Genomic DNA, 23,326 nt, shown 5'->3' on the forward strand with positions numbered 1-23,326 from the left:
CTACTTGCGCTTGCTGCCGCCCAGCAAAGACCCCAACAAACCACGCACCAATTGGCGCCCCATCTGATTGGCCGCCTGTTGCATGGCTGACTTCAGCGCCTTGCCTGCGGTGGTTCCCAGGAACGCCCCGGCCTTGTCCGTGAAGCTAGGCTCCTCGGCGGCCTGCTTGGCCTCTTCGGTAGGCCCCAGTTCCTTGCGGGCCATCAGCACTTCATAGGCAGATTCCCGATCAATTGGCTTGTCATAACGGCCCAGCAACGGCGAGCTGGCCACCAGTGCGGCGCGCTCAGCCGCGCTGAGCGGCCCGATGCGCGATTGCGGTGGCGCGACCAGCACGCGCTGGACCACTTGCGGCGTGCCTTTTTCCTGCAAGGTGCCCACCAATGCTTCACCCGTACCCAATTCGGTCAACACCGACAAGGCATCAAATTCAGGATTGGGCCGGAACCCGTCCGCCACTGCCCGCAGAGACTTCTGTTCTTTGGTGGTGAACGCTCGCAGGCCGTGCTGCACCCGCAAACCGAGTTGCGCCAGCACGGTGTCCGGCAGGTCACCCGGCGATTGGGTGACGAAATACACGCCAACGCCTTTGGAACGAATCAACCGCACCACTTGCTCCAGCCGCTCTTGCAACGCCTTGGGCGTGTCGGCGAACAACAGATGCGCTTCGTCGAAAAAGAGCGCCAGCAGCGGTTTGTCGGCGTCGCCGCGCTCCGGCAGTTGCTCGAACAACTCCGCCAACAGCCATAACAGGAAGGTCGCGTACACCTTCGGCGCCTCATGCACCAGGCGGCTGGCGTCCAGCAGGTGGATACGCCCACGACCGTCACCGGTGGGCTGCAAGATGTCTTCAAGCTGCAAGGCCGGCTCGCCAAACAACGCCTCGGCACCCTGCTGCTCCAAGATAGCCAAACGCCGCAACAGCGCCTGGCTGGAGCCGGTGGTCATCAACGCCGCGTCGTCGCCAAGCAGTTCCGGGTGGTAGCGCAGGTGGTTGAGCAGCGCCTTAAGGTCCTTGAGATCCAGCAGCAACAGGCCTTCGCGATCCGCCACCTTGAATGCCGCATAAAGAGCCGACTGCTGGCTGTCAGTCAGTTCCAGCAGGCTGCCGAGCAACAATGGCCCCATCTCACTGATCGTGGTGCGCAATGGATGACCGGACTGCCCGTGGATATCCCACAGCGTGACCGGATACGCCTTGCCCGTGTAATTAAGGAAAGGCATCCCGGCGATACGCTCGGCCACCTTGCCCTGAGGGTTGGCGGCGGCACCCAGGCCACAGAGGTCACCTTTGATGTCAGCCGCAAATACCGCCACGCCCGCATCACTGAAGGCTTCAGCCAGGCGTTGCAACGTGACGGTCTTGCCCGTGCCCGTCGCGCCGGCGATCAACCCGTGGCGGTTGGCCAGGCGCATGGCCTGGGCAATGGGCTGGCCGTCAAGGCCGGCACCGATAAGAAGTTGCGTGGAATCAGGCATTTCGTCACCCATGGTTAATCTTTAGTAGCGCTAGGTCGATAAGACAGATGTGAGACCCATAAAGTCGAAAAATCACTCAGATAGTTCCTACAGGGACCAACGGAAATATCAAACTTTTTTTACGCTGCCCTTCCGCGTGTTCCACAAGGACGCGCTTCGGATATTAAGACCTTAGCGGACCCTTCAAGCTATGAATAAAAATCTGCGTTTCAGCCACAAGATCCTGCTTGCAGCCTCCCTTATCGTCATCGCCGCCTTCGCACTGTTCACCCTTTACAACGATTACCTGCAACGTAACGCTATTCGTGACGACCTCAACAATTACCTGCATGAAATGGGCGATGTCACCGCCAGCAATATTCAGACTTGGCTCACCGGGCGCATTGCACTGGTGGAAAACGCGGCACAAAACATCGCCATCAACCCTGAGCCTGCGACGGTTGCCAGCCTGCTGGAACAGAAAACGCTGACGTCTTCCTTCATGGCGACTTACGTGGGTGACAGCAAAGGGGCCTTCACCATCCGCCCCGACACCAAGATGCCGGATGGCTTCGACCCCCGCGTTCGCCCTTGGTACAAAGGTGCCCAGAGCAGCAACGGTTCGACCCTGACTGAACCGTACATCGACGCCGCCACCGGGCAATTGATCATTTCCATCGCCACCCCCAGCGCCAAAGGAGGCCAGAGCATCGGCGTGGTGGGCGGCGACCTCAGCCTGCAAACCCTGGTGGATAACATCGGCGCGCTGAACTTCGGCGGCATGGGCTATGCGTTCCTGGTCAGCGCCGACGGCAAAGTGCTGGTACACCCGGACAAAAACCTGGTGATGAAAACCCTGACCGATGTGTATCCGAAAAACACGCCGAAGATCAGTGGCAACTTCAGTGAAGTCGAGGCCAACGGCAAGGACAACATCGTGACCTTCACACCGATCAAAGGCCTGCCGTCGGTGAACTGGTACTTGGGCATTTCGGTCGATAAAGACAAATCCTTCGCCATGCTCAGCGAATTCCGTACCTCGGCGGTCATCGCCACCATCATTGCCGTGGTGATCATTATTGCCCTGCTGGGCATGCTGATTCGCGTGCTGTTGCAGCCGCTGCACGTGATGACCCGCGCCATGCAGGATATCGCCGACGGCGAAGGTGACCTGACGCGCCGCCTGACCATCCAGAACCACGATGAGTTCGGCACCCTGGCTAACGCTTTCAACCGCTTCGTGGAGCGGATTCACACGTCCATCCGTGAAGTATCTTCAGCCACCGAGCAGGTCAACGAAGTGGCACTGCGGGTTGTCAGCGCCTCCAACTCGTCGATGGTCAACTCCGACGAACAGGCCAACCGCACCAACAGCGTGGCTGCCGCCATCAACGAACTGGGCGCCGCCGCGCAGGAAATAGCGCGCAACGCTGCACAAGCGTCCAACCAGGCCAGCGACGCGCGGCACTTGGCCGAAGACGGTCAACAGGTGGTTGAACGCAATATCAAGGCGATGACGCAGTTGTCCGCGATGATCAGCGCATCCAGCAGCAATATCGAAGCGCTTAACAGCAAGACCGTGAACATCGGTCAGATTCTCGAGGTGATCACCAGCATCTCGCAGCAAACCAACCTGCTGGCGCTGAACGCAGCCATCGAGGCGGCCCGCGCCGGGGAAGCCGGACGCGGGTTTGCAGTGGTGGCCGATGAAGTACGCAACCTGGCACACCGCACCCAGGAATCGGCGCAGCAAGTACAAAAGATGATCGAGGAACTGCAAGTCGGCGCCCGGGATTCGGTCAGCACCATGAGCGACAGCCAACGCCACAGCCAGGACAGCGTGGAAATCGCCAACCTCGCCGGTGAGCGCCTCAACAGCGTGACCCAACGTATTGGTGAGATCGACGGCATGAACCAATCAGTCGCCACCGCCACTGAGGAACAAACCTCGGTCGTCGAGTCGATCAATATGGACATCACGGAGATCAACACCCTCAATCAGGAAGGCGTGGAAAACCTGCAATCGACCCTGCGTGCGTGCGCCGACCTGGAACAGCAAGCGGCGCGGTTGAAGCAATTGGTGGGCAGCTTCCGGATCTGATACGCGTTATTTCGCGGCGGTATCAGACTTGGCCTGCTCGCGCTCCCACAACTCGGCGGCACCTGGAAAGTCGGTGCCGTCGTCGCTGTCCAGGTCGTCCGGGTCGTACCGGCTTAAACACCCCTCACCCAGTGTTGCCGGGGCTTTGGAGGTGGCTTTGTCCAGTGGGTCACTCATCGATCAATCCTCAACGCCAGACAAAGAAAAAGGGCCTGGGGAGATTTAACGCCCAGGCCCTTCATTCTTCAATCAAAACGCTGCGATCAGAACACGACGGTCTTGTTGCCGTGCACCAGCACGCGGTCTTCCAAGTGGTAGCGCAGGCCACGGGCCAGCACCATCTTCTCGACATCGCGACCGAAGCGCACCATGTCTTCAATGCTGTCGCTATGGCTGACGCGCACCACGTCTTGCTCGATGATCGGCCCCGCATCCAGCTCTTCGGTGACGTAATGGCAGGTTGCGCCAATCAACTTCACGCCCCGCAGGGACGCCTGGTGGTAAGGCTTGGCCCCGACAAACGATGGCAGGAAACTGTGGTGAATGTTGATCACCTTGCCGGCATATTCGCGGCAGAGTTCCGGCGGCAGGATCTGCATGTAACGCGCCAGCACCACCACATCGGCTTCATGTTGCTTGACCAGACGGGAAACCTCGGCGAACGCCGGTTCCTTGTCCTGTGGATTGACCGGTACGTGGTAGTACGGGATGCCATGCCACTCGACCATGCTACGCAGGTCGTCATGATTGGATATCACACACGCGATCTCGCAATCGAGTTCATCACTGTGCCAACGGTGCAGCAAGTCGGCCAGGCAATGGGATTCGCGGCTGGCCATCAACACCACGCGTTTTTTCTGCTCGGTGTCGGTGATGTGCCAGGTCATCGAAAACTCTTCGGCGATTGGCGCAAAGGCCTCGCGAAAAGCCTCAAGACCAAAGGGCAGCGTGTCGGCACGGATTTCGTGACGCATGAAGAACCAACCGCTGAGATTGTCCGAGTGATGGCTCGCCTCGGTGATCCAGCCGTTGTGGGAGGCCAGAAAGTTACTGACTTTGGCAACGATGCCAACCCGGTCCGGGCAAGCAATCACCAGCCGAAAAGTGCGCATTAGGGGGAAACTCCAGAACTTCGCAAAGGTTGCCATTCTAGCGATTGCGCGGGAAAACTGCAGTATTCGTTAAGCTTTATTCTGATCACACCCCTTGCCTTACCCCCTAACAGCCTATGGCTTTGACCGTTTTATATGAATCTAACGCACCTCGCGCGCGCCCTCCCGAATTCCAAGGAGATTATGTTTAGGCCCACGACCTTGTAATTAACTCGATTGCGCAACCTCGCTCCAAACATTTAAAGTAATTCACATAAATGTCTGCTTAAATGTTTACTTGAGCAAACTGCCTGACTATTATTAGGCCACTGTCCCTGTCAATCAGCGTTCTACATAAGGTAGTCCACATGTCTCTGATCAACGAATACCGCGCCACCGAAGAAGCTATCAAAGAGCTTCAAGCTCGTTTGAAGAACCTGTCCCAAGACGACAAACTGAAAACCGAGCTGGAATTCGAAGGCAAACTGCGCACCCTCATGGGTGAATACTCCAAATCCCTGCGTGACATCATCGCGCTGCTGGATCCTGAGTCGAAAGTTAAAGCACCTCGTGGCGCTGTAAAAACGACCGGCACCAAGCGCGCTCGCAAGGTCAAGCAATACAAAAACCCGCATAACGGCGAAGTGATTGAAACCAAAGGTGGCAACCACAAAACGCTGAAAGAGTGGAAAGCCAAGTGGGGCGGTGACGTGGTTGAAGGCTGGGCTACCCTGCTGGGTTAAGCTTCGCCAGGCCTGCGCCTGATACGCGACACATTAAAAACGCCAGCTTGCTGGCGTTTTTATTACTTGTCTATTCTGCAAACCCTGACTGCTGGTTCAAACGAAGAACCAAGGAATTGGCATATTCCTGCCACTGCTGCAGCACCTGCCGCTGAAACGGCGTCGCACTAACCGCCAACTCTTGCCAGGCTTGATTAAATGCCTCAAGGGTATTCGGCGCACCCCACTCAGAATTTGACAAACGTTGCTGACAGAAAAGTTTCCAGCGTTGTTGCTCCTCACTGTTCAACGTATCGGGGAAGTTACGCGCACGGTAGCGAAACAATAATTCCGGTAACCGTTGATCATCGAAAGGCCACTGCTGGCGCGCCAATTGCGCAGGTTCAGTCATTCGGACTTGCTCACATAACCGCCGATCACGATCGCCAATAAAACCATCGTAGAGCTGCTGCTCCGGGTCAGCATTCGGTGCAAATTCCTCATCGGCATAAATTGCCGCCAACTTATCGCGCCAAAGTTCCTGTGCGTCAGTTAGCCGCAGCGCCCGCGACTGATAAGCCCCCCTGTCCAATTGCAGCCGCTCCCAGTCTTCGGCCCGCAGTACGCTCAAAGGAGCGACCACAGGGCAGCGATTGATATGCACCAACTTGAGCGGTACCGGCAACTCACCCTCGGCAAGCTCATCACGGCGGGTGTAAAGGCGTTCGCGCAAGGCGTCGGCATCCATATCCAGCAGGCCCTGGGGATCGAGCCCAAGGTCGCAAACAATCAACGCATTGCGATTACGCGGGTGCCAGGCCAAAGGCAGCACGACCCCCAGGTAATGACGTTCAGCGGAAAATCGCCCGGATATATGCACCATCGGTTGCAACAAGCGCACCTGGTCCATTACTCGTTGTTTGCTGCGCAGTTGAAACAGCCAGTCGTAGAGTTTGGGCTGTTTCTCTCGAACCAATCGCGCCAGCGCAATCGTGGCGCGCACGTCGGATAACGCATCGTGGGCCTGGCCATGATCAATGCCATTGGCGGCAGTCAGGCGCTCAAGCTTGAGCGTTACGCGCCCATCGTCCTGGGGCCATTCGATGCCCCCTGGCCGCAGGGCGTAAGCGGTGCGAACCACGTCGATCAAATCCCAACGGCTATTACCGCCCTGCCACTCGCGCGCATACGGATCAAAAAAGTTGCGATACAAGCTGTAGCGCGTCATCTCATCATCAAAGCGCAGCGTGTTATAGCCGGCACCACAGGTGCCCGGAGCAGCGAGCTCAGCGTGTACCCGGGTCATGAAATCGGCTTCGGCCAGGCCTTTCTCCGCCAATATCTGCGGGGTGATGCCAGTGATCGCACACGCCGCGGGATGGGGCAGGATATCGTCGCTCGGCTGGCAATACAGATTGACCGGTGAACCGACTTCGTTGAGATCGAAATCCGTGCGAATTCCGGCTACCTGAAGCGGGCGATCACGGCGCGGGTTGATGCCGGTGGTTTCATAGTCGTACCAGAAAATGGAGGTCACGGGCTATTCCTGTGCTGAAGGTCGACAAAGTCTAGGCGCTGAACCGCGCCTGGGGAAAGCGACAAATAACTGTACAAACATCCAGAAAAATCTTGAGAGGTTGCTTCCACCGCCGACACTGCTAGCATCCGTGTCTCCCAAATGCTCTGCACTGCCAAGGATCGCGATGCCATCAGCCCCATTGGACACCCGCTACCAGATCGAGACGCCAGAAGGCATCGACCTGGCATTGCGCCCAGCCGGCCTGGTGCCCCGGGCGCTGGCCTTTGCCTTCGACCTCGGCGCACGCGGTGTGATCATGGGCGTGCTCCTGGTGCCATTGGCCTTGCTTGGCAACATTGGTATCGGCCTGGGCTCGCTACTGCTGTTCCTGGCCAGTTGGTGGTACATGGTGCTGTTCGAGGTGCTCAACCAGGGCTGCTCGCCAGGTAAACAGGTCATGGGCCTGCGTGTCGTGCAGGACGACGGCACGCCCATTGGCTGGTCGGCGTCACTCATCCGCAACCTGCTTCGGTTTGTCGACATGCTGCCTTTTGGCTATTGTCTCGGCGCCATCAGTTGCCTGCAACATCCTCACTTCAAACGCCTGGGCGACTTGGCCGCTGGCACGTTGGTGGTCTACCGCGAACAGCCTCTGGTGCGCCCCCAGGTGCCTCAGGCTGCGGCACTGCGTTTACCGTTTGCCCTGGACCTGAGTGAACAGCGGGCCATCCTGGGTTTTGCAGAACGCCAGGGTGAACTGTCCGCCGAACGAGTACATGAGCTCGCCTCGATCCTCGCAACGCCGCTGCACGTCTCTCCGGCACGTGCCGTAGAGCAACTCAATGGCGTGGCGCGCGGCCTGTTGGGGCCGATATGAAGCAGAGCCTCTTCGAAAGCCGCTACCAACCTCAATGGCAAGCCTTTGCCGAGCAACTCAAGCAGTTGGAACAGGGCAAGGCCAAGGCAAGCGAGATGGCCGACTTCCCACATCAATACCGACGTCTATGCCAGCACTTGGCCTTGGCCCAGGAACGCGGTTACAGCAGCTACCTGGTAGACCCACTGCAACAACTGGCCCTGCGCGGCCATCAACAACTCTACCGTCACCGCAGCCAATTGGCCGCAAACGCGCTGAGCTTCGTACTGGCCGGCTTCCCACGACTGGTACGGGAACAGTGGCGTTTTGTGTTGCTCGCCAGCCTGTTGTTCTTTGGCAGCCTGTTGGGTATTGCCGTGCTGGTCTACCTGTTCCCCGACCTGATCTACAGCATTGTCAGCCCCCAACAGGTGGCCGAGATGCAAGGCATGTATGACCCTGATATCAGCCGCCTGGGGCGCACCGTCGAACGGGCATCGAGCGAAGACTGGATGATGTTTGGCTATTACGTAATGCACAACATCGGCATTGCCTTCCAGACGTTTGCCGCCGGTTTGCTCTTCGGCCTGGGTAGCGTGTTTTTCCTGGTTTTCAACGGACTGATCATCGGCGCGATCTCCGGGCACCTCACCGAGATCGGCTACGGACAGACTTTCTGGTCATTCGTGATAGGGCATGGCGCCTTCGAATTGACGGCCATTACCCTCGCGGGAGCCGCGGGGTTGCAACTGGGCTGGGCGTTGATCGCCCCGGGGCAATTGAGTCGCGGAGAATCCTTGCGACTCGCGGCACGTAAAAGCGTGCAACTGTTGTGCGCAGTCATGGTGTTCCTGCTGATCGCAGCGTTTATAGAAGCCTACTGGTCGTCCACGACCCAGATCCCCCCTTGGGGCAAATACCTGGTGGGCGCTGCACTCTGGCTGCTGGTAGCCGCTTACCTGACCTTAGCCGGACGGGCTCGCCATGCGCCTGAGTGATGCCAGCGTCGTCATCCGCCCGCGCACCGCCTGGGAAGCCATGGATCTGGGCATATTAATGGCCAGGGAACACCGCGTGCTGTTGATGGGCAGTTGGGCCCTGGTGACCCTGCCAGTGTTTGCATTGCTCACCGCTTTACTGTGGGAGCATCCATACACGGTCATGCTCTTGTTCTGGTGGTTCCAGCCGGCCTTCGATCGCTTGCCGTTGTATATCCTGTCCAAGACCCTGTTTGGCGAAAAGCCCACCCTGAGACAGGCCGTGAGCCAATGGCCAAGTCTTCTCAAAGGCCAGTTACTGGCCAGCTTGACTTGGCGCCGGCTCAGCCTCAGCCGCAGCTTTGTCATGCCAGTCAGTCAACTCGAAGGTCTTGACGGCCAGGCGCGCCAGAAGCGCCTGGGCGTGCTGCAGCAGCGCAACGCGGGCGCCGCACGCTGGCTTACCATCGTCAGCGTGCATCTGGAAATCGGGCTATGGTTCGGCCTCATGGCGTTTTTCTACCTGTTCATTCCACAACAGGTTGAACTGGATTGGGATTGGCTGAACCTGCTCCTGGCGACCAGTTCCGAAGTACTCTGGCTGGATCATCTGGGCAACGCGTTCTACGCGGTGATGCTGGTGTTTTGGGAGCCCATCTATGTGGCCTGTGGCTTCAGCCTCTATCTCAATCGCCGCACCGGATTGGAAGCGTGGGACCTGGAGCTGGTATTCCGCCGCCTGCGCCAGCGCCTGAGTAATGTGGCGCCATTGTTACTGCTGGTGATCGGGCTCACATTGCTGCCATTCAGCCCGCCCACCATGGCGGATGAAACCACGCCGCTGAGCCCCAAGGGCGCAAGCCAGTCCATCAAGTCGCTGCTCGATGCCCCACCGTTCAAAAACCCGGAAACCGTCACCCGCTATCGTTTTGGCGAAGAAAAGCCCGCGACTGAAAACAAGGCACATGCTGACGGTAAACTACCGGCGTGGCTGCAAGCGCTACTGGACTCGCTCAACAGCAATACGTTCAAGCATGTCGCCCAAGGCCTCGAAGTGCTTTTATGGAGCCTGCTGATCGGCGGCCTGACCCTGCTGGCATGGCGATATCGTGACTGGCTGCGCACGTTTGTCAGCCTGCGCGGCCCACGTGCACCCAAGGCAGCCAAACCCGTACCCACGCAACTGTTCGGTCTCGAACTGGGGACCGAAACCTTACCCATGGATATCGCCAGCACTGCCGAACAACTCTGGCCTACCCAGCCACGGGAAGCTCTCGGCCTTTTGTATCGTGGCCTGCTTAGCCGGTTGCTCCATGACTTCAACTTGCCCCTTAAAAGCGCCGACACTGAAGGCCAGGTCCTCGAACGCGTTCAGCAGTTGCAGCAGCCGCAACTGCTGGCATTCAGTGATGAGTTGACCCGGCACTGGCAAAACCTCGCCTACGGCCATCACCTTCCCCCGACCTCAGCCCAGCAAAAATTATGCTGCGATTGGCGTGCTCTATTCGGTTCAGGGGGCACCCTATGAATCGGTTTTTGCTGGGGATTGGCGTATTAGTGGCATGCCTGCTGGCAGCGGGCGGCTTTTACGCTTGGAGCAAGGCCATCCCCTATGAAGAAGTGGTGGATCGCGGCCCCGCTCCGCAGGCTCTCGCCAATCCCTACCTGGCAGCCGAGCACTTTTTAAGGCAGCAGGGCCTGGCGGTGGAGCATGCCGATAGCCTCGAACGCCTGGCCACGCTGCCCCCCAACGGCAACAGCCTGCTGTTACTGGGCGAACGCAGCAACATGTCACCACGTCAGGTAGCGCAACTGCTGGACTGGGCCAAGTCCGGTGGCCACCTACTGTTGGTGGCCGAGGCGCTATGGGATGACGAAACCGGAAAGAGCGGCGACCTGTTGCTCGATCGCCTGCATGTCCAACAGGCCCTGAGTGACGAACCCGACGAGCCCGAACCGACTCGCAAAAAGAAAGCCCCGGACCTGAGCAAACTCTATGTCGACAACGACACCGCCCCGGTTTACTTCAGCTTCGACACCGACTTCAACCTCATCGACCCCCAGCACCAGGCACAGTTTTCAGCCAATAGCGCCAGGGCAAGCCAACTGATGCAACTCAACCTCGGGCAAGGCCGCGTAACGGTGATCACCGACAGCGACCTGTGGAAAACACCGGATATCGGCAAGCACGACAATGCCTGGCTGCTGTGGTATCTGAGCCAGGGCACTGCCGTGACCTTGTTGTTCAACAGCCACGTGGATGACTTGCTCACCCTGCTGTTGCGTTATTTCCCACAGGCGCTGGTGGCGCTCATTGCCCTGATAGCCCTGGCACTCTGGCAGGCCGGCATGCGACAGGGCCCGATCCAGGAACCCGCCCCCAGAGCGCGCCGCCAGTTGCAGGAACACTTGAGCGCCAGCGCAGATTTCCTGCTGCGCCGTAGCGGCCAGGCGGCGCTACTGCAGGCCTTACAGCACGATATACAGCGCGCGGCCAGACACCGCCATCCAGGTTTCGAACACCTCGACAACACAGAACAGTGGCGCGTACTTGAACACCTCACACATCAACCCTCTCATGTGATCAGCCAGGCCCTCGGCCCACTTGCGGTAAAACGGCTTTCCAGCGCCGATTTCAGCCGTCAGGTGGCATGCCTGCAAACCCTCAGGAATGCCCTATGAGCGATTTCCCCCACGCTGACGCCCTGTCCGGAGAAGCCTTGCAACGCGCCAGCCAGCAGGCACAAGCCTTGCGCGTCGAATTGCGCAAGGTCGTGATTGGCCAAGACCCGGTAATCGATGATGTGCTCACCGCGCTGATCGCTGGCGGCCACGTATTGCTCGAGGGTGTGCCAGGGCTGGGCAAGACCCTGCTCGTGCGTGCCCTGGCCCGGTGCTTTGAGGGCGATTTCGCGCGGATCCAGTTCACCCCGGACCTCATGCCCAGCGATGTCACCGGCCACGCCGTGTACGACCTGCACACCGAACAGTTCAAGCTGCGCAAAGGGCCAGTGTTCACCCACCTGTTGCTCGCCGACGAGATCAACCGCGCCCCGGCAAAAACCCAGGCGGCCCTGCTCGAAGCCATGCAGGAGCGGCAAGTCACCCTCGAAGGCGAAGCACTGCCCATCGGCCAACCGTTCATGGTCATGGCCACACAAAACCCCATCGAGCAAGAAGGTACCTACCCCCTGCCGGAAGCCGAATTGGATCGTTTCATGCTCAAGGTCCGCATGGACTATCCGCAGGCGCAGCAGGAGTTGGATATGGTGCGCGAAGTGACGCGTTCATCACGAGCCGACATGCTGGATGTGCAGCCGCTGCGCACCGTGCTGCAGGCCGAGGATGTGCTGCGATTGCAGCACATCGCCAGTCAATTGCCTCTGGATGAGCAAGTATTGGACTATGCCGTGCGCCTGGCGCGGGCCACCCGCAGTTGGCCGGGCCTGGCCATGGGTGCCGGCCCACGGGCATCCATCGCCTTGGTACGCGGTGCTCGCGCCCGGGCATTGTTGCGCGGCGGTGAGTTCGTCACCCCGGACGACATCAAGGGTTGTGCCCTGGCCGTACTGCGCCATCGGGTCCGTATCTCCCCTGAACTGGACATCGACGGTCTGGAGGTCGACCAGGTGCTCAAGCAGTTGCTGGACCAGACCCCAGCACCTCGACATTGAGCCGCCCATGAAACCGACCCGTCTGCTATTGATCTGGCTCGGCATATTGCTGGGTTTGAGCATACTGCTGGGCGCCGCGACGGCATTGCAGTTCAAAGTGCCGGACACCATGCACTCAGTGGTGTGGGGCTTGCTCCTGGCATTACTGTTGCTGGCCGTGCTCGATGCCCTGCGGCTACAACGCCGTCCCTCGCCGCAAGTGCAACGGCAGATGCCCGGCAGCCTGGCACTGGGACGCTGGGGCGAGGTACGCCTGACCCTGGAGTACGGCGCCCCACAGGCGCTGACGGTGCAGGTATTCGATCATGCTCCCGACGGGTTAAGCGTGGAAAACCTGCCGCAGTCCATCGAGCTGCGCCCCGGTGAACGGAGTGAACTGGGCTATCGCCTACGCCCCCTGCGGCGCGGGCATTTCAATTTCAGCCGCTGCGAAATCCACCTGCCGAGCCCCTTGGGATTGTGGTCGGCACGGCGCTTTATCGAAGCCACTGATGCCACCCGCGTCTACCCGGATTTCGCTCGCCTGTATGGGGCACAGTTGCTGGGTGTGGATAACTGGCTGAGCCAACTGGGCGTACGTCAGCGCCAACGACGAGGGTTGGGGTTGGAGTTTCACCAACTGCGCGAGTTTCGCGAGGGCGATAGCCTGCGGCAGATCGATTGGAAAGCCACCGCACGGCAACGTACGCCCATTGCACGGGAATACCAGGACGAGCGCGACCAACAGGTTGTGTTCATGCTCGACTGTGGCCGACGCATGCGCAGCCAGGACGACGAGCTGTCTCATTTTGACCACGCCCTCAACGCCTGCCTGCTGCTCAGCTATGTCGCCTTGCGCCAGGGCGATGCGGTGGGCTTTTGCACCTTTGCCGCAGACCAACCCCGCTACGTGGCGCCGGTCAAGGGCAGCAGCCAGTTGAACCTGCTGCTCAACGCCGTATACGACCTGGACACAACCCGGCGAACCGCCGACTACGAGGCGGCAGCCAACCAATTACTGGCCCGGCAAAAACGTCGGGCTTTAGTCATTCTGGTCACCAACCTGCGGGATGAAGACGATGAGGAACTGCTGTCCGCGGTCAAGCGCATCAGCCGTCAACACAGGGTGCTGGTCGCGAGCCTGCGTGAGGAAGTCCTCGATCGCCTGCGCCAGTCGCCTGTACAAACCTTGCCCGAAGCCTTGACCTACAGCGGCACCGTGGACTACCTCAACACCCGGGATGAACTGCACGATCGCTTGAAAGCTCACGGTCTGTCGGTGCTGGACACCTTGCCATCCGCCATGGGGGCAGCCTTGGTCACACGTTATCTGGGCTGGAAGAAAGCCGGCGTGTTCTGAACACTCAGCGCCCGAACCCTGCTCGGGAAGCACTGTCCAGGCCGGGTCGACATCACGCAGTATTAGGCGGAAGCCTGCAAAGGATCAAAACTGAAGTACTGCAACAACACACTGATCAGTTGCCCGTACTCCTTGGGCGCCTGGCCTACGCTGAACCCGGAATCGTAATGCTGCGGGTTGATATCTTCATGGCTCCACAGGCATGTCGCCGTAAGATCAACCGCGTGGAAGGTGCCGTCAGCCGTGGGAATCTTCAAGCGCAGCTCGAAATCCACATCGACCATCATGGGCAACTGGCTGATTAACATCAGCCCGTCCTCTGAGACATTGCCCAAAAACCCGATGGGTTTGTCGGTCAGTCGGTTAAATACTTGCAGGAAATAAGGTAATTGATGCCGCTCGATCCGTCGGTCGGTAAACATGGTGAGATCGCCATCGTGTGGCCATAACGTGGCCGTGCCAGTGATTCGGAACGAGCACAACGGCTCGCTCTCCCTGGATCTCGGTGTGACAACGGGCAACGCTGTGTCACTGGACAACCGCCGAGTCCGGGCCGCTCATTCGTTCGAATAGAAACTTGTACAAACGAACATTCAAAGAATAGCCCAAGACTGGCAACGGGCCAGTTATCAAATGACGAATATCATTACAACGACGCGGGGCGTGGTTGAGCAACCCTTGCACCGGGGTAATGCCCCAGCTGTTGCAGGGTGTCCAGCGTGGCGCGGGCACGGTAGGCATACTCGCTCGACGGATACTGATTGATGATGAACTGATACGTCTGCACCGCATCGACGAACAGTTTCTGCCGTTCCAGGCATTGCCCACGCAACATCGAGACCTCCGGCTGCACATACCGACGGGTACGGCTTTCACGGTCGACCTGGGACAACTCCAGGGTGACGCGCTCGCAGTCACCGACCTTGTAGGCGCGGTAGGCATTGTTCAAATGGTGGTCCATCGACCAGCGGGTGCAACCGACAACACTGACGGCCAGTACAGCAATGAGCAAAATTCGCATGAGGGTTCTCCAGTCTTGTGCAGTGTATCGACCCCTCGCCGAAAATCTTCAAGGCAGTTCGTCTATTCAACCGCCGCGAAAACAAGTCAATCGTCGATAAGTAGTGCAAACGAACAATGACTACAACGAAAGAGCATAGTAGCCTTCCTCAGCGCTTGAACTCAGGAGTCTGTGCATGTCCGTCCGTCGTACCAAAATCGTCGCCACCCTTGGCCCGGCCAGCAACTCGCCGGAAGTCCTCGAACAGCTGATTCTGGCTGGTTTGGACGTTGCCCGTCTGAACTTCTCCCACGGCACCCCGGACGAGCACAAGGCTCGCGCCAAGCTGGTGCGTGAGCTGGCCGCCAAACATGGCCGTTTCGTCGCACTGCTGGGTGACCTGCAAGGCCCGAAAATCCGTATCGCCAAATTTTCCAACAAGCGCATTGAGCTGAAGATCGGTGACAAATTCACCTTCTCCACCAGCCACCCGCTGACCGAAGGCACCCAGGATGTCGTAGGTATCGACTATCCGGACCTGGTCAAGGATTGCGGCGTCGGTGACGAGTTGCTGCTGGATGACGGCCGTGTCGTCATGCGTGTCGACACCGCCACCCCGACTGAACTGAACTGCACCGTGATCATCGGCGGCCCACTGTCCGACCACAAAGGCATCAACCGTCGCGGCGGTGGCCTGACTGCCCCAGCCCTGACGGAAAAAGACAAGGCCGACATCAAGCTCGCCGCCGAAATGGAAGTGGACTACCTCGCCGTGTCCTTCCCGCGCGACGCCGCTGACATGGAATACGCCCGTAAACTGCGCGACGAAGCTGGCGGTACCGCCTGGCTGGTGGCGAAGATCGAACGCGCCGAAGCCGTAGCCGATGACGAAACCCTCGACGGCCTGATCAAGGCGTCCGACGCCGTGATGGTTGCCCGTGGCGACCTGGGTGTGGAAATCGGTGATGCAGAGCTGATCGGTATCCAGAAGAAGATCATCCTGCACGCACGCCGCCACAACAAAGCGGTGATCGTGGCGACCCAGATGATGGAGTCGATGATCCAGAACCCGATGCCGACCCGCGCCGAAGTGTCCGACGTGGCCAACGCTGTGCTCGACTACACAGATGCCGTGATGCTCTCGGCTGAAAGTGCCGCTGGCCCGTACCCACTGGAAGCCGTGCAGGCCATGGCGCGTATCTGCGTCGGCGCCGAAAAGCACCCGACCAGCAAGACCTCCAGCCACCGTATCGGCAAGGTCTTCGAAAGCTGCGACCAGAGCATCGCCCTGGCCGCCATGTACACCGCCAACCACTTCCCGGGCGTTAAAGCGATCATCGCACTGACTGAAAGTGGCTACACACCGCTGATCATGTCGCGCATCCGCTCCTCGGTGCCGATCTATGCGTTCTCCCCGCACCGCGAAACCCAGGCCCGTGCGGCCATGTTCCGTGGCGTGTACACCGTACCGTTCGACCCGGCTTCGTTGCCGCCCCATGAAGTGAGCCAAGCGGCCATCGACGAGTTGATCAAGCGTGGCGTTGTGGAGAAAGGCGACTGGGTCATCCTGACCAAGGGCGACAGCTACCACACCATCGGCGGCACCAACGGCATGAAAATCCTGCACGTTGGCGACCCAATGGTCTGAGTGACAGGCTGAAAAAAATGTGGGAGGGGGCTTGCTCCCGATAGCGGTGAGTCAGCTACAAATCAGCAGACTGACCTACCGCATCGGGAGCAAGCCCCCTCCCACATTTGGTTAGCGCCTGCCCCTGAAACCCGACAATGCCGCAATCGCCTCCGGTGACTTCAAGCGCTGGACGAACAACGCGCCCTCCTCCTCGATCACCTGCCGCAACTGTTCACGGTCCACGCTCTTCATCAATTGCTTGGTCACCTGCACCGCCCCTGGCGCCAGGGTTTCAAAGCGCTCGGCGATTTCCCGCGCCTTGGCCAACGCCGCTTCACCACTGCCCAACGCCTCGGTGGCGATCCCCCATGCGGCAGCCTGCTCACCCGTAAACCCCTCGCCCAACAGCAACAACTCAGCGGCCTTCGCGTGCCCCAACAAACGCGGCAGGATCAGGCTCGAACCAAACTCCGGGCACAGCCCCAGGTTGACGAACGGCATGCGCAAACGCGCATCACGGCTGATATACACAAGGTCGCAGTGCAGCAGCAGGGTTGTCCCGATTCCCACCGCAGCGCCCGCCACTGCCGCGATCACGGGCTTGCGACAGTCGAGCAGGCTTTTCATAAAGTGAAACGGTGGGCTGTCGAGGTCGCTGGGCGGCTGTTCAAGAAAATCGCCGATGTCATTACCGGCGGTAAAACATTCGCTGCTGCCCTGGATCAGCACGGCGCTGATGCCTGGATCGGCATCCGCCTGCTCCAGCGCATCGGCCAGTTGCGTGTACATGGCGCGAGTCAGGGCGTTTTTCTTATCGGGGCGGTTGAGCTGCAGGGTCAGTAACCCGCGCTCGCGCTGCTGCAAGATAGCGTCGGTCATGGTGAGTCTCGCGGCTGTAGAGTTCAGCGCTCAACCACGGGGCAGGAACACATCGGCCAGCAGTTGATTGCGCGGCAGTCCTGCCAGGAACAAGCGCTTGGAAAACGCCTCGACGCTGGCGGGGTGTCCGCAGAGTAAGGCCAGTGTTTGCCGGGAAACAAGCCGCAGTTGCGCCAATGCCTGGGTCGACTCGGCCGCTGTCCATAGCTCCACCGTCAGGTTCGAATGACTGGCGGCCAGCGCTGCCAAGGGTTCAGCCAGATAATGACCCTCGGCATCATGGGCCAGGTGAATCGCGCGGATGGCGCCTTGATGATCCTGGCGCAATGCCTCGCGCAACACGCCCCACAACGGGCCAAGGCCAGTGCCGGAGGCCAGCAGCCACAGCGGCCGGGATTGCCAGTCGGGATCGTACTGCAAAGCGCCGCCGCGCAACTCGCCCAGGCGCAGGTGATCACCGACCTGCAACTGCCGGGCAAGGTCACTGAATTCGCCGGGCTGTCGGCAATCGATATGAAATTCCAGAAACCCATCTTCCTGGGGCAAGCTGGCCAGCGAATATGGACGCGCCACGTGCCCAGCCCACACCACCAGATGTTGCCCGGCCCGATAACGCAGGCCACGCTCCGGTTGCAGGCGCAAGCGCAGCACGTTCGAGTTCAGCCAGTCAGCGCCCACCACCTGGGCAGGCAAACCGTCACGCGTCGGGTCAAACGCCTCGACCTGCAGCTCGCCCACCACTTGGCACTGGCAGGCCAACCGCCAACCGTCCTGGCGTTGCGCGGGGCTCAGGGCATCGGGCTGTTTGTCCTCGACCTCGCCCCGGCAGCGCACCAGGCACGCATGGCAACTGCCCGCGCGGCAACTGTAGGGCACGGCGACACCTGCCTGGTTCAAGGCATCCAGCAGGTTGCTGCCGGCAGTTACCGACCAATGGCGTTCGCCGACATACAGTTCAGGCATATAAGGACTCAATCACAGGGGCGCGTGCACAGGGAATCATGCCTGCGACAGTTTGACCATAGTCGGGTGTATCGGCCACCGCGTCGGGTTATACTGCCGCGCCTTTTTAGCGTCGCGCCTACAATACCTGCTCTTCTTGGCGACGCGCCTTGGAAAGGTGGTTTCAGCCGACCGATGCACTTAACTGAAGCCACCTTTATTGAATGTTCCCTTATAGAGGAGCGCGACTCATGACCGTGATCAAGCAAGACGACCTGATTCAGAGCGTTGCCGACGCCCTGCAGTTTATTTCCTACTACCACCCCGTTGACTTCATCCAGGCGATGCACGAAGCCTACCTGCGCGAAGAATCGCCAGCGGCGCGTGACTCCATGGCGCAGATCCTGATCAACTCGCGCATGTGCGCCACCGGCCATCGCCCGATCTGCCAGGACACCGGTATCGTCACCGTGTTCGTGCGCGTGGGCATGGACGTACGTTGGGATGGCGCCACCATGGGCCTGGACGACATGATCAACGAAGGCGTGCGTCGCGCCTACAACCTGCCGGAAAACGTCCTGCGAGCGTCTATCCTCGCCGACCCGGCCGGTGCGCGTAAGAACACCAAGGACAACACCCCGGCCGTGATCCACTACTCCATCGTCCCGGGTAACACCGTGGAAGTGGACGTGGCCGCCAAGGGCGGTGGTTCCGAAAACAAATCGAAAATGGCCATGCTCAACCCGTCCGACTCGATCGTCGACTGGGTGCTCAAGACCGTTCCGACCATGGGCGCCGGCTGGTGCCCACCGGGCATGCTGGGCATCGGCATCGGCGGTACCGCCGAGAAAGCCGCGGTGATGGCCAAGGAAGTGTTGATGGAATCCATCGACATCCACGAGCTGATCAAGCGCGGCCCGTCCAACCGTATCGAAGAGATGCGCCTGGAGCTGTTCGAGAAGGTCAACCAACTGGGCATCGGCGCCCAAGGCCTGGGTGGCCTGACCACCGTGCTCGACGTGAAGATCATGGACTACCCGACCCACGCCGCGTCCCTGCCGGTGTGCATGATCCCCAACTGCGCCGCCACCCGTCACGCACACTTCGTGCTCGACGGTTCGGGCCCGGCGTCGCTGGAAGCGCCACCGCTGGACGCCTACCCGCAAATCGTCTGGGAAGCCGGCCCGTCGGCCCGTCGCGTCAACCTCGACACCCTGACCCCGGAAGACGTGCAGAGCTGGAAACCGGGCGAAACCGTGTTGCTCAACGGCAAGATGCTCACCGGTCGCGACGCCGCGCACAAGCGCATGGTCGAGATGCTGAACAAGGGCGAAACCCTGCCGGTGGACCTCAAGGGTCGCTTCATCTACTACGTCGGCCCGGTTGATCCGGTACGCGAAGAAGTGGTTGGCCCGGCTGGCCCGACCACCGCGACGCGGATGGACAAGTTCACCCGTCAGATCCTCGAACAAACCGGCCTGCTGGGCATGATCGGCAAATCCGAGCGTGGCCCGACTGCGATCGAAGCGATCAAGGACAACAAGGCCGTGTACCTGATGGCTGTGGGCGGCGCGGCTTACCTGGTGGCGCAAGCCATCAAGAAGTCGCGGGTTGTCGCGTTCGCCGAGCTGGGCATGGAAGCGATCTACGAGTTCGACGTCAAAGACATGCCGGTCACCGTTGCGGTGGACAGCAAGGGCGAATCCGTGCACATCACAGGTCCTGCCATCTGGCAGAAAAAGATCAGTGAAAGCCTGGCGGTAGAAGTGCAGTAAGCACTTTACTGCAAGGATAAAGGCGACTGCGGCCCCATGGCCCAGTCGCCTTTTTTATGGCTCATGGTATGGTGCTCCCCCCTTATTGCAGCTGTTCATATCCGTATGATCGCGATCCCTCGCCCCCTGCGCCTGACCTTCTATTCGTTATTGATCATCGCCGGAGCGGTGCTGGCCGCTGCCTTGGCCACGCGCCATGCCGAACGCCAGGCCCTGGCCGACGATGCTGCACGCGCCAATCAACAGCTCACGCTGTATGGCAACTCGCTGCATACCCTGCTCGAACGCTACCGCGCCCTGCCCGCCGTGCTGGCGCTGGACTCGGAAATGATCAGCGCGCTCAAAGGCCCGCTGGATCCCGCGACCCAGGACGTGCTTAACCGCAAGCTCGAACGCATCAACGGTGCCGCGCAATCGTCCACCCTGGAACTGATGGACCGTAACGGCCTGGCCGTGGCCGCCAGCAACTGGGCGCTGCCGAGCAGTTACGTGGGGCACAACTACGCATTCCGGCCCTATTTCAGCCAGACCAAGAGCCAGGGCACCGGGCGTTTTTATGCCGTGGGGGTAACCACCGGGATTCCCGGTTACTTCCTCTCCAGCGCAGTGCTCGATGAGCACGAGCAGTTCCTTGGCGCTATGGTGGTGAAGCTGGAGTTCCCTGAGCTGGAGCGCGAATGGGCGCAGGGCAATGACCTGCTGCTGGTGAGCGATGCCCGCGGCATCGTGTTCATTGCCAACCAGCCGGGCTGGCGCTATCGCAACCTGCGACCGTTGTCGGATAACGACCTCGCCGAGCTCAAGGCCACCCGCCAATACGACAAGAAGCAACTGCTGCCCCTGAAAACCGACCCCCTGCAGCGCTTTGACGAAAACAGCCACCTGATGCGCGTCAACGGCCCCGACGGCACGGCCAATTACATCTGGGAATCCCTGCCGCTGAAGGCCGAAGGCTGGACCCTGCACCTGCTGCGCAAACCGCAATTTCCTTTTGAAGACCAACGCAATGCGGGCCTGGCTGCCGCCGGGTCCTGGCTCGCGCTGGTGTTCCTGGTGCTGTTCCTGAGCCAACGCTGGCGCCTGGCCCGCTTGCGCCAGCGCAGCCGCGAAGAGCTGGAGCAACTGGTGGAAGAACGCACTCAGGCCCTGCGCACCGCCCAGGACGGCCTGGTGCAATCGGCCAAACTGGCGGCACTGGGGCAGATGTCCGCAGCCCTCGCCCACGAAATCAACCAACCGCTGACCGCCCAACGCATGCAACTGGCAACGTTAAGACTGTTGCTCGACCACGGCCGCGTGGGGGATGCCTACAAGGCGCTTACCCCATTGGACGAAATGCTCACCCGCATGGCCGCGCTCACCGGCCACCTCAAGACCTTCGCACGTAAAAGCCCTAGCGGTCTGCGCGAACGTCTGGACTTGGCACTGGTGGTCGACCAGTCCTTGCATCTGCTCGACGCGCGCCTGCGTGATGAAGGCATCGGCGTAGTGCTGGACTTGACTCGCCCGGCCTGGGTCCGCGGCGACGCGATCCGCCTGGAGCAGGTACTGATCAACCTGCTGCGCAACGCCCTCGACGCCATGGCCGACAAACCGCGCAAGCGCCTGGAAATCCGCCTGCACGCCGACCAGCAGTTGTGGCAACTGACCGTCAGCGACAGCGGCGGCGGCATTGCCGAAGAACACTTGAACAACGTGTTCGACCCGTTCTTCACCACCAAGCCCGTGGGTGACGGCCTCGGCCTTGGGCTGGCGGTGTCCTACGCTATCGTGCACGAACTGGGCGGTCGCCTGATCGCCGGCAACCGTGGCGACGGCGCGATCTTTACCCTGACCCTGCCGATTGCGCTGGAGACCCCCGACCTATGTTGAACGCCGTGATTGTGGTCGATGACGAAGCCAGCATTCGCACGGCCGTGGAGCAGTGGTTGAGCCTGTCAGGGTTTGAGGTGCAGCTGTTCAGCCGTGCCGAGGAGTGCCTGGCGCACTTGCCCAAGGACTTTCCCGGCGTGATCTTGAGCGACGTACGCATGCCAGGGCTCAGCGGCCTGGAGCTGCTGGCCGAGGTACAGCGCCGCGACGCCGATTTGCCGGTGATATTACTCACCGGCCATGGCGATGTACCGATGGCCGTCGAAGCCATGCGCGACGGTGCCTACGATTTCCTGGAAAAACCCTTCAGCCCCGACGCCCTGCTCAACAGCCTGCGCCGAGCGTTGGACAAACGTGGCCTGATCCTGGAAAACCGGCGCCTGCACCAACAGGCCGATCACCGGGCGCAACTTGAGTCCAGCCTGCTGGGCGTGTCGCGAGGCTTGCAGAACCTGCGCCGCCAAGTGCTGGACCTCGCGACGCTACCGGTCAATGTGCTGATCCGGGGCGAGACCGGCAGCGGCAAGGAGTTGGTCGCCCGCTGCCTGCATGACTTCGGTCCACGGGCAAAAAAACCCTTTGTGGCGCTCAACTGCGCGGCGATCCCCGAGCAGTTGTTTGAGGCCGAGTTATTCGGCCACGAAAGCGGCGCATTCACCGGCGCTCACGGCAAACGCATCGGCAAGCTGGAATATGCCCACGGCGGCACTTTGTTCCTGGACGAAATCGAAAGCATGCCCCTGGCCCAGCAAGTAAAACTGTTGCGAGTGTTGCAGGAGCAGAAACTGGAGCGGTTGGGTTCCAACCAAAGTATCCGCGTGGACTTGCGCATCATTGCTGCCACCAAGCCGGACCTGTTGGAAGAGGCTCGCGCCGGGCGCTTTCGCGAAGACCTGGCCTATCGTCTCAATGTGGCGCAACTGCGCCTGCCACCATTGCGCGAGCGCCGTGAAGATATTCCGCTGCTGTTCGAGCACTTTGCCCACAGCGCCGCTGAACGCTTGGGCCGTACGGCTGAGCCGTTGAGCGGCCCGGCGCTGGGGCGTCTGCTCAGCCACGACTGGCCCGGCAATGTGCGTGAACTGGCCAACGTCGCCGAACGCCAGGTATTGGGCCTTGGCGATCCTGAACCGGAAGGTATCGAGGCCGGGCAATCCCTCGCCGCGCAGCAAGAAGCCTTCGAGGCCCATTGCCTGAAGGCAGCGCTGACCCGGCACAAAGGCGATATCAAGGCCGTGTTGGCGGAGCTGCAACTTCCCCGCCGAACCTTCAATGAAAAAATGCAGCGCCATGGCCTCGCACGGGACATGTTCCTTAAGGATGAATAAGCGGATTTCCGCTGATCGCCCTGAAATGATCGGCATCTTTCCGCTCAAAAAAACCTGCAATCCCTTCTAGACCGGGCCTTCAGCTACCTGGCACAACTCCTGCTATAGCCCAGCCAGGCTGCGTTCGTGCGGCTCATAAAAACAACTAGATGAAGGATCCTTC

Annotated in this window: 20 protein-coding genes; 12 read left to right on the top strand and 8 right to left on the bottom strand. The window is 60.2% G+C overall.

Annotation, left to right across the window (positions count from 1 at the left end):
- Positions 1-1,479, bottom strand: a complete 1,479-nt coding sequence (locus PspS35_RS23480) for a helicase HerA-like domain-containing protein (RefSeq protein ID WP_159936991.1) — start codon at positions 1,477-1,479, stop codon at positions 1-3.
- A gap of 190 nt (positions 1,480-1,669) precedes the next feature.
- On the opposite strand from PspS35_RS23480, the gene PspS35_RS23485 reads away from it, so the two are divergent.
- Positions 1,670-3,559, top strand: a complete 1,890-nt coding sequence (locus PspS35_RS23485; protein WP_159936992.1) for a methyl-accepting chemotaxis protein — start codon at positions 1,670-1,672, stop codon at positions 3,557-3,559.
- 6 nt (positions 3,560-3,565) lie between these two features.
- Here the strand turns inward: PspS35_RS23485 and PspS35_RS30120 are convergent, their stop codons facing one another.
- Complete coding sequence (locus PspS35_RS30120; protein ID WP_174244835.1) at positions 3,566-3,736, bottom strand: hypothetical protein; 171 nt, start codon at positions 3,734-3,736, stop codon at positions 3,566-3,568.
- A gap of 86 nt (positions 3,737-3,822) precedes the next feature.
- Positions 3,823-4,671, bottom strand: coding sequence for a formyltetrahydrofolate deformylase (purU, locus tag PspS35_RS23490; protein WP_015885632.1), 849 nt, complete (start codon positions 4,669-4,671; stop codon positions 3,823-3,825).
- A gap of 347 nt (positions 4,672-5,018) precedes the next feature.
- Between purU and mvaT the strand changes: the two genes are divergently transcribed.
- A complete protein-coding gene (gene mvaT, locus PspS35_RS23495; protein ID WP_003175830.1) occupies positions 5,019-5,393 on the top strand; it encodes a histone-like nucleoid-structuring protein MvaT in 375 nt (124 codons plus the stop codon).
- A 70-nt stretch (positions 5,394-5,463) separates the two neighbouring features.
- Here the strand turns inward: mvaT and sbcB are convergent, their stop codons facing one another.
- The gene (sbcB, locus tag PspS35_RS23500; protein WP_159936993.1) at positions 5,464-6,909 is read right to left on the bottom strand and encodes an exodeoxyribonuclease I; all 1,446 of its coding nucleotides are present in this window, start codon (positions 6,907-6,909) and stop codon (positions 5,464-5,466) included.
- A gap of 166 nt (positions 6,910-7,075) precedes the next feature.
- Between sbcB and PspS35_RS23505 the strand changes: the two genes are divergently transcribed.
- From PspS35_RS23505 to PspS35_RS23530, 6 genes are read left to right on the top strand one after another with little or no spacing between them, the layout of a single operon-like run.
- Complete coding sequence (locus tag PspS35_RS23505) at positions 7,076-7,768, top strand: RDD family protein (protein WP_159936994.1); 693 nt, start codon at positions 7,076-7,078, stop codon at positions 7,766-7,768.
- Positions 7,765-8,745 carry a stage II sporulation protein M gene (locus tag PspS35_RS23510; RefSeq protein WP_159936995.1) on the top strand — a complete coding sequence of 327 codons (981 nt, stop codon included), beginning with the start codon at positions 7,765-7,767 and terminating at the stop codon, positions 8,743-8,745. The genes PspS35_RS23505 and PspS35_RS23510 overlap by 4 nt, the downstream gene beginning before the upstream one ends.
- A complete protein-coding gene (locus tag PspS35_RS23515; protein WP_159936996.1) occupies positions 8,732-10,252 on the top strand; it encodes a DUF4129 domain-containing protein in 1,521 nt (506 codons plus the stop codon). The genes PspS35_RS23510 and PspS35_RS23515 overlap by 14 nt, the downstream gene beginning before the upstream one ends.
- Positions 10,249-11,406: a DUF4350 domain-containing protein gene (locus tag PspS35_RS23520; RefSeq protein ID WP_159936997.1), complete on the top strand. Its 1,158-nt coding sequence runs from the start codon at positions 10,249-10,251 to the stop codon at positions 11,404-11,406. Before PspS35_RS23515 ends, PspS35_RS23520 begins: the two co-directional genes overlap by 4 nt.
- Entirely contained in the window at positions 11,403-12,398 is a 996-nt protein-coding gene (locus PspS35_RS23525; RefSeq protein ID WP_159936998.1) for a MoxR family ATPase, read from the top strand. Before PspS35_RS23520 ends, PspS35_RS23525 begins: the two co-directional genes overlap by 4 nt.
- Positions 12,399-12,405: 7 nt before the next feature.
- On the top strand, positions 12,406-13,737 hold the full coding sequence (locus PspS35_RS23530; protein ID WP_159936999.1) for a DUF58 domain-containing protein: 1,332 nt from the start codon (positions 12,406-12,408) through the stop codon (positions 13,735-13,737).
- Between the two features lie 62 nt (positions 13,738-13,799).
- On the opposite strand, the gene PspS35_RS23535 is transcribed toward PspS35_RS23530, so the two are convergent.
- Positions 13,800-14,159, bottom strand: coding sequence for a PilZ domain-containing protein (locus PspS35_RS23535; protein WP_159937000.1), 360 nt, complete (start codon positions 14,157-14,159; stop codon positions 13,800-13,802).
- A 224-nt stretch (positions 14,160-14,383) separates the two neighbouring features.
- On the bottom strand, positions 14,384-14,758 hold the full coding sequence (locus PspS35_RS23540) for a tetratricopeptide repeat protein (protein ID WP_159937001.1): 375 nt from the start codon (positions 14,756-14,758) through the stop codon (positions 14,384-14,386).
- Between the two features lie 175 nt (positions 14,759-14,933).
- Here PspS35_RS23540 and pyk point away from each other — a divergent pair, with 175 nt between their 5' ends.
- Entirely contained in the window at positions 14,934-16,385 is a 1,452-nt protein-coding gene (gene pyk, locus PspS35_RS23545; protein WP_159937002.1) for a pyruvate kinase, read from the top strand.
- Positions 16,386-16,496: 111 nt separating this feature from the next.
- On the opposite strand, the gene PspS35_RS23550 is transcribed toward pyk, so the two are convergent.
- Both PspS35_RS23550 and PspS35_RS23555 read right to left on the bottom strand, forming a co-directional pair.
- On the bottom strand, positions 16,497-17,246 hold the full coding sequence (locus tag PspS35_RS23550; protein ID WP_159937003.1) for an enoyl-CoA hydratase-related protein: 750 nt from the start codon (positions 17,244-17,246) through the stop codon (positions 16,497-16,499).
- A 30-nt stretch (positions 17,247-17,276) separates the two neighbouring features.
- Positions 17,277-18,209: an iron-sulfur-binding ferredoxin reductase gene (locus PspS35_RS23555; RefSeq protein WP_159937004.1), complete on the bottom strand. Its 933-nt coding sequence runs from the start codon at positions 18,207-18,209 to the stop codon at positions 17,277-17,279.
- A 230-nt stretch (positions 18,210-18,439) separates the two neighbouring features.
- Between PspS35_RS23555 and PspS35_RS23560 the strand changes: the two genes are divergently transcribed.
- The 3 genes from PspS35_RS23560 (at position 18,440) to PspS35_RS23570 (ending at position 23,163) form a co-directional block, all read left to right on the top strand.
- The gene (locus PspS35_RS23560) at positions 18,440-19,963 is read left to right on the top strand and encodes a fumarate hydratase (protein WP_159937005.1); all 1,524 of its coding nucleotides are present in this window, start codon (positions 18,440-18,442) and stop codon (positions 19,961-19,963) included.
- Between the two features lie 105 nt (positions 19,964-20,068).
- Positions 20,069-21,835 (top strand): ATP-binding protein, encoded by a 1,767-nt coding sequence (locus tag PspS35_RS23565; protein WP_159937006.1) that lies wholly within the window; start codon positions 20,069-20,071, stop codon positions 21,833-21,835.
- The gene (locus PspS35_RS23570; protein WP_159937007.1) at positions 21,829-23,163 is read left to right on the top strand and encodes a sigma-54 dependent transcriptional regulator; all 1,335 of its coding nucleotides are present in this window, start codon (positions 21,829-21,831) and stop codon (positions 23,161-23,163) included. The genes PspS35_RS23565 and PspS35_RS23570 overlap by 7 nt, the downstream gene beginning before the upstream one ends.
- Positions 23,164-23,326 lie beyond the last annotated feature (163 nt).

Origin of the sequence: Pseudomonas sp. S35 (assembly GCF_009866765.1) — a bacterium.
GTDB lineage: Bacteria > Pseudomonadota > Gammaproteobacteria > Pseudomonadales > Pseudomonadaceae > Aquipseudomonas.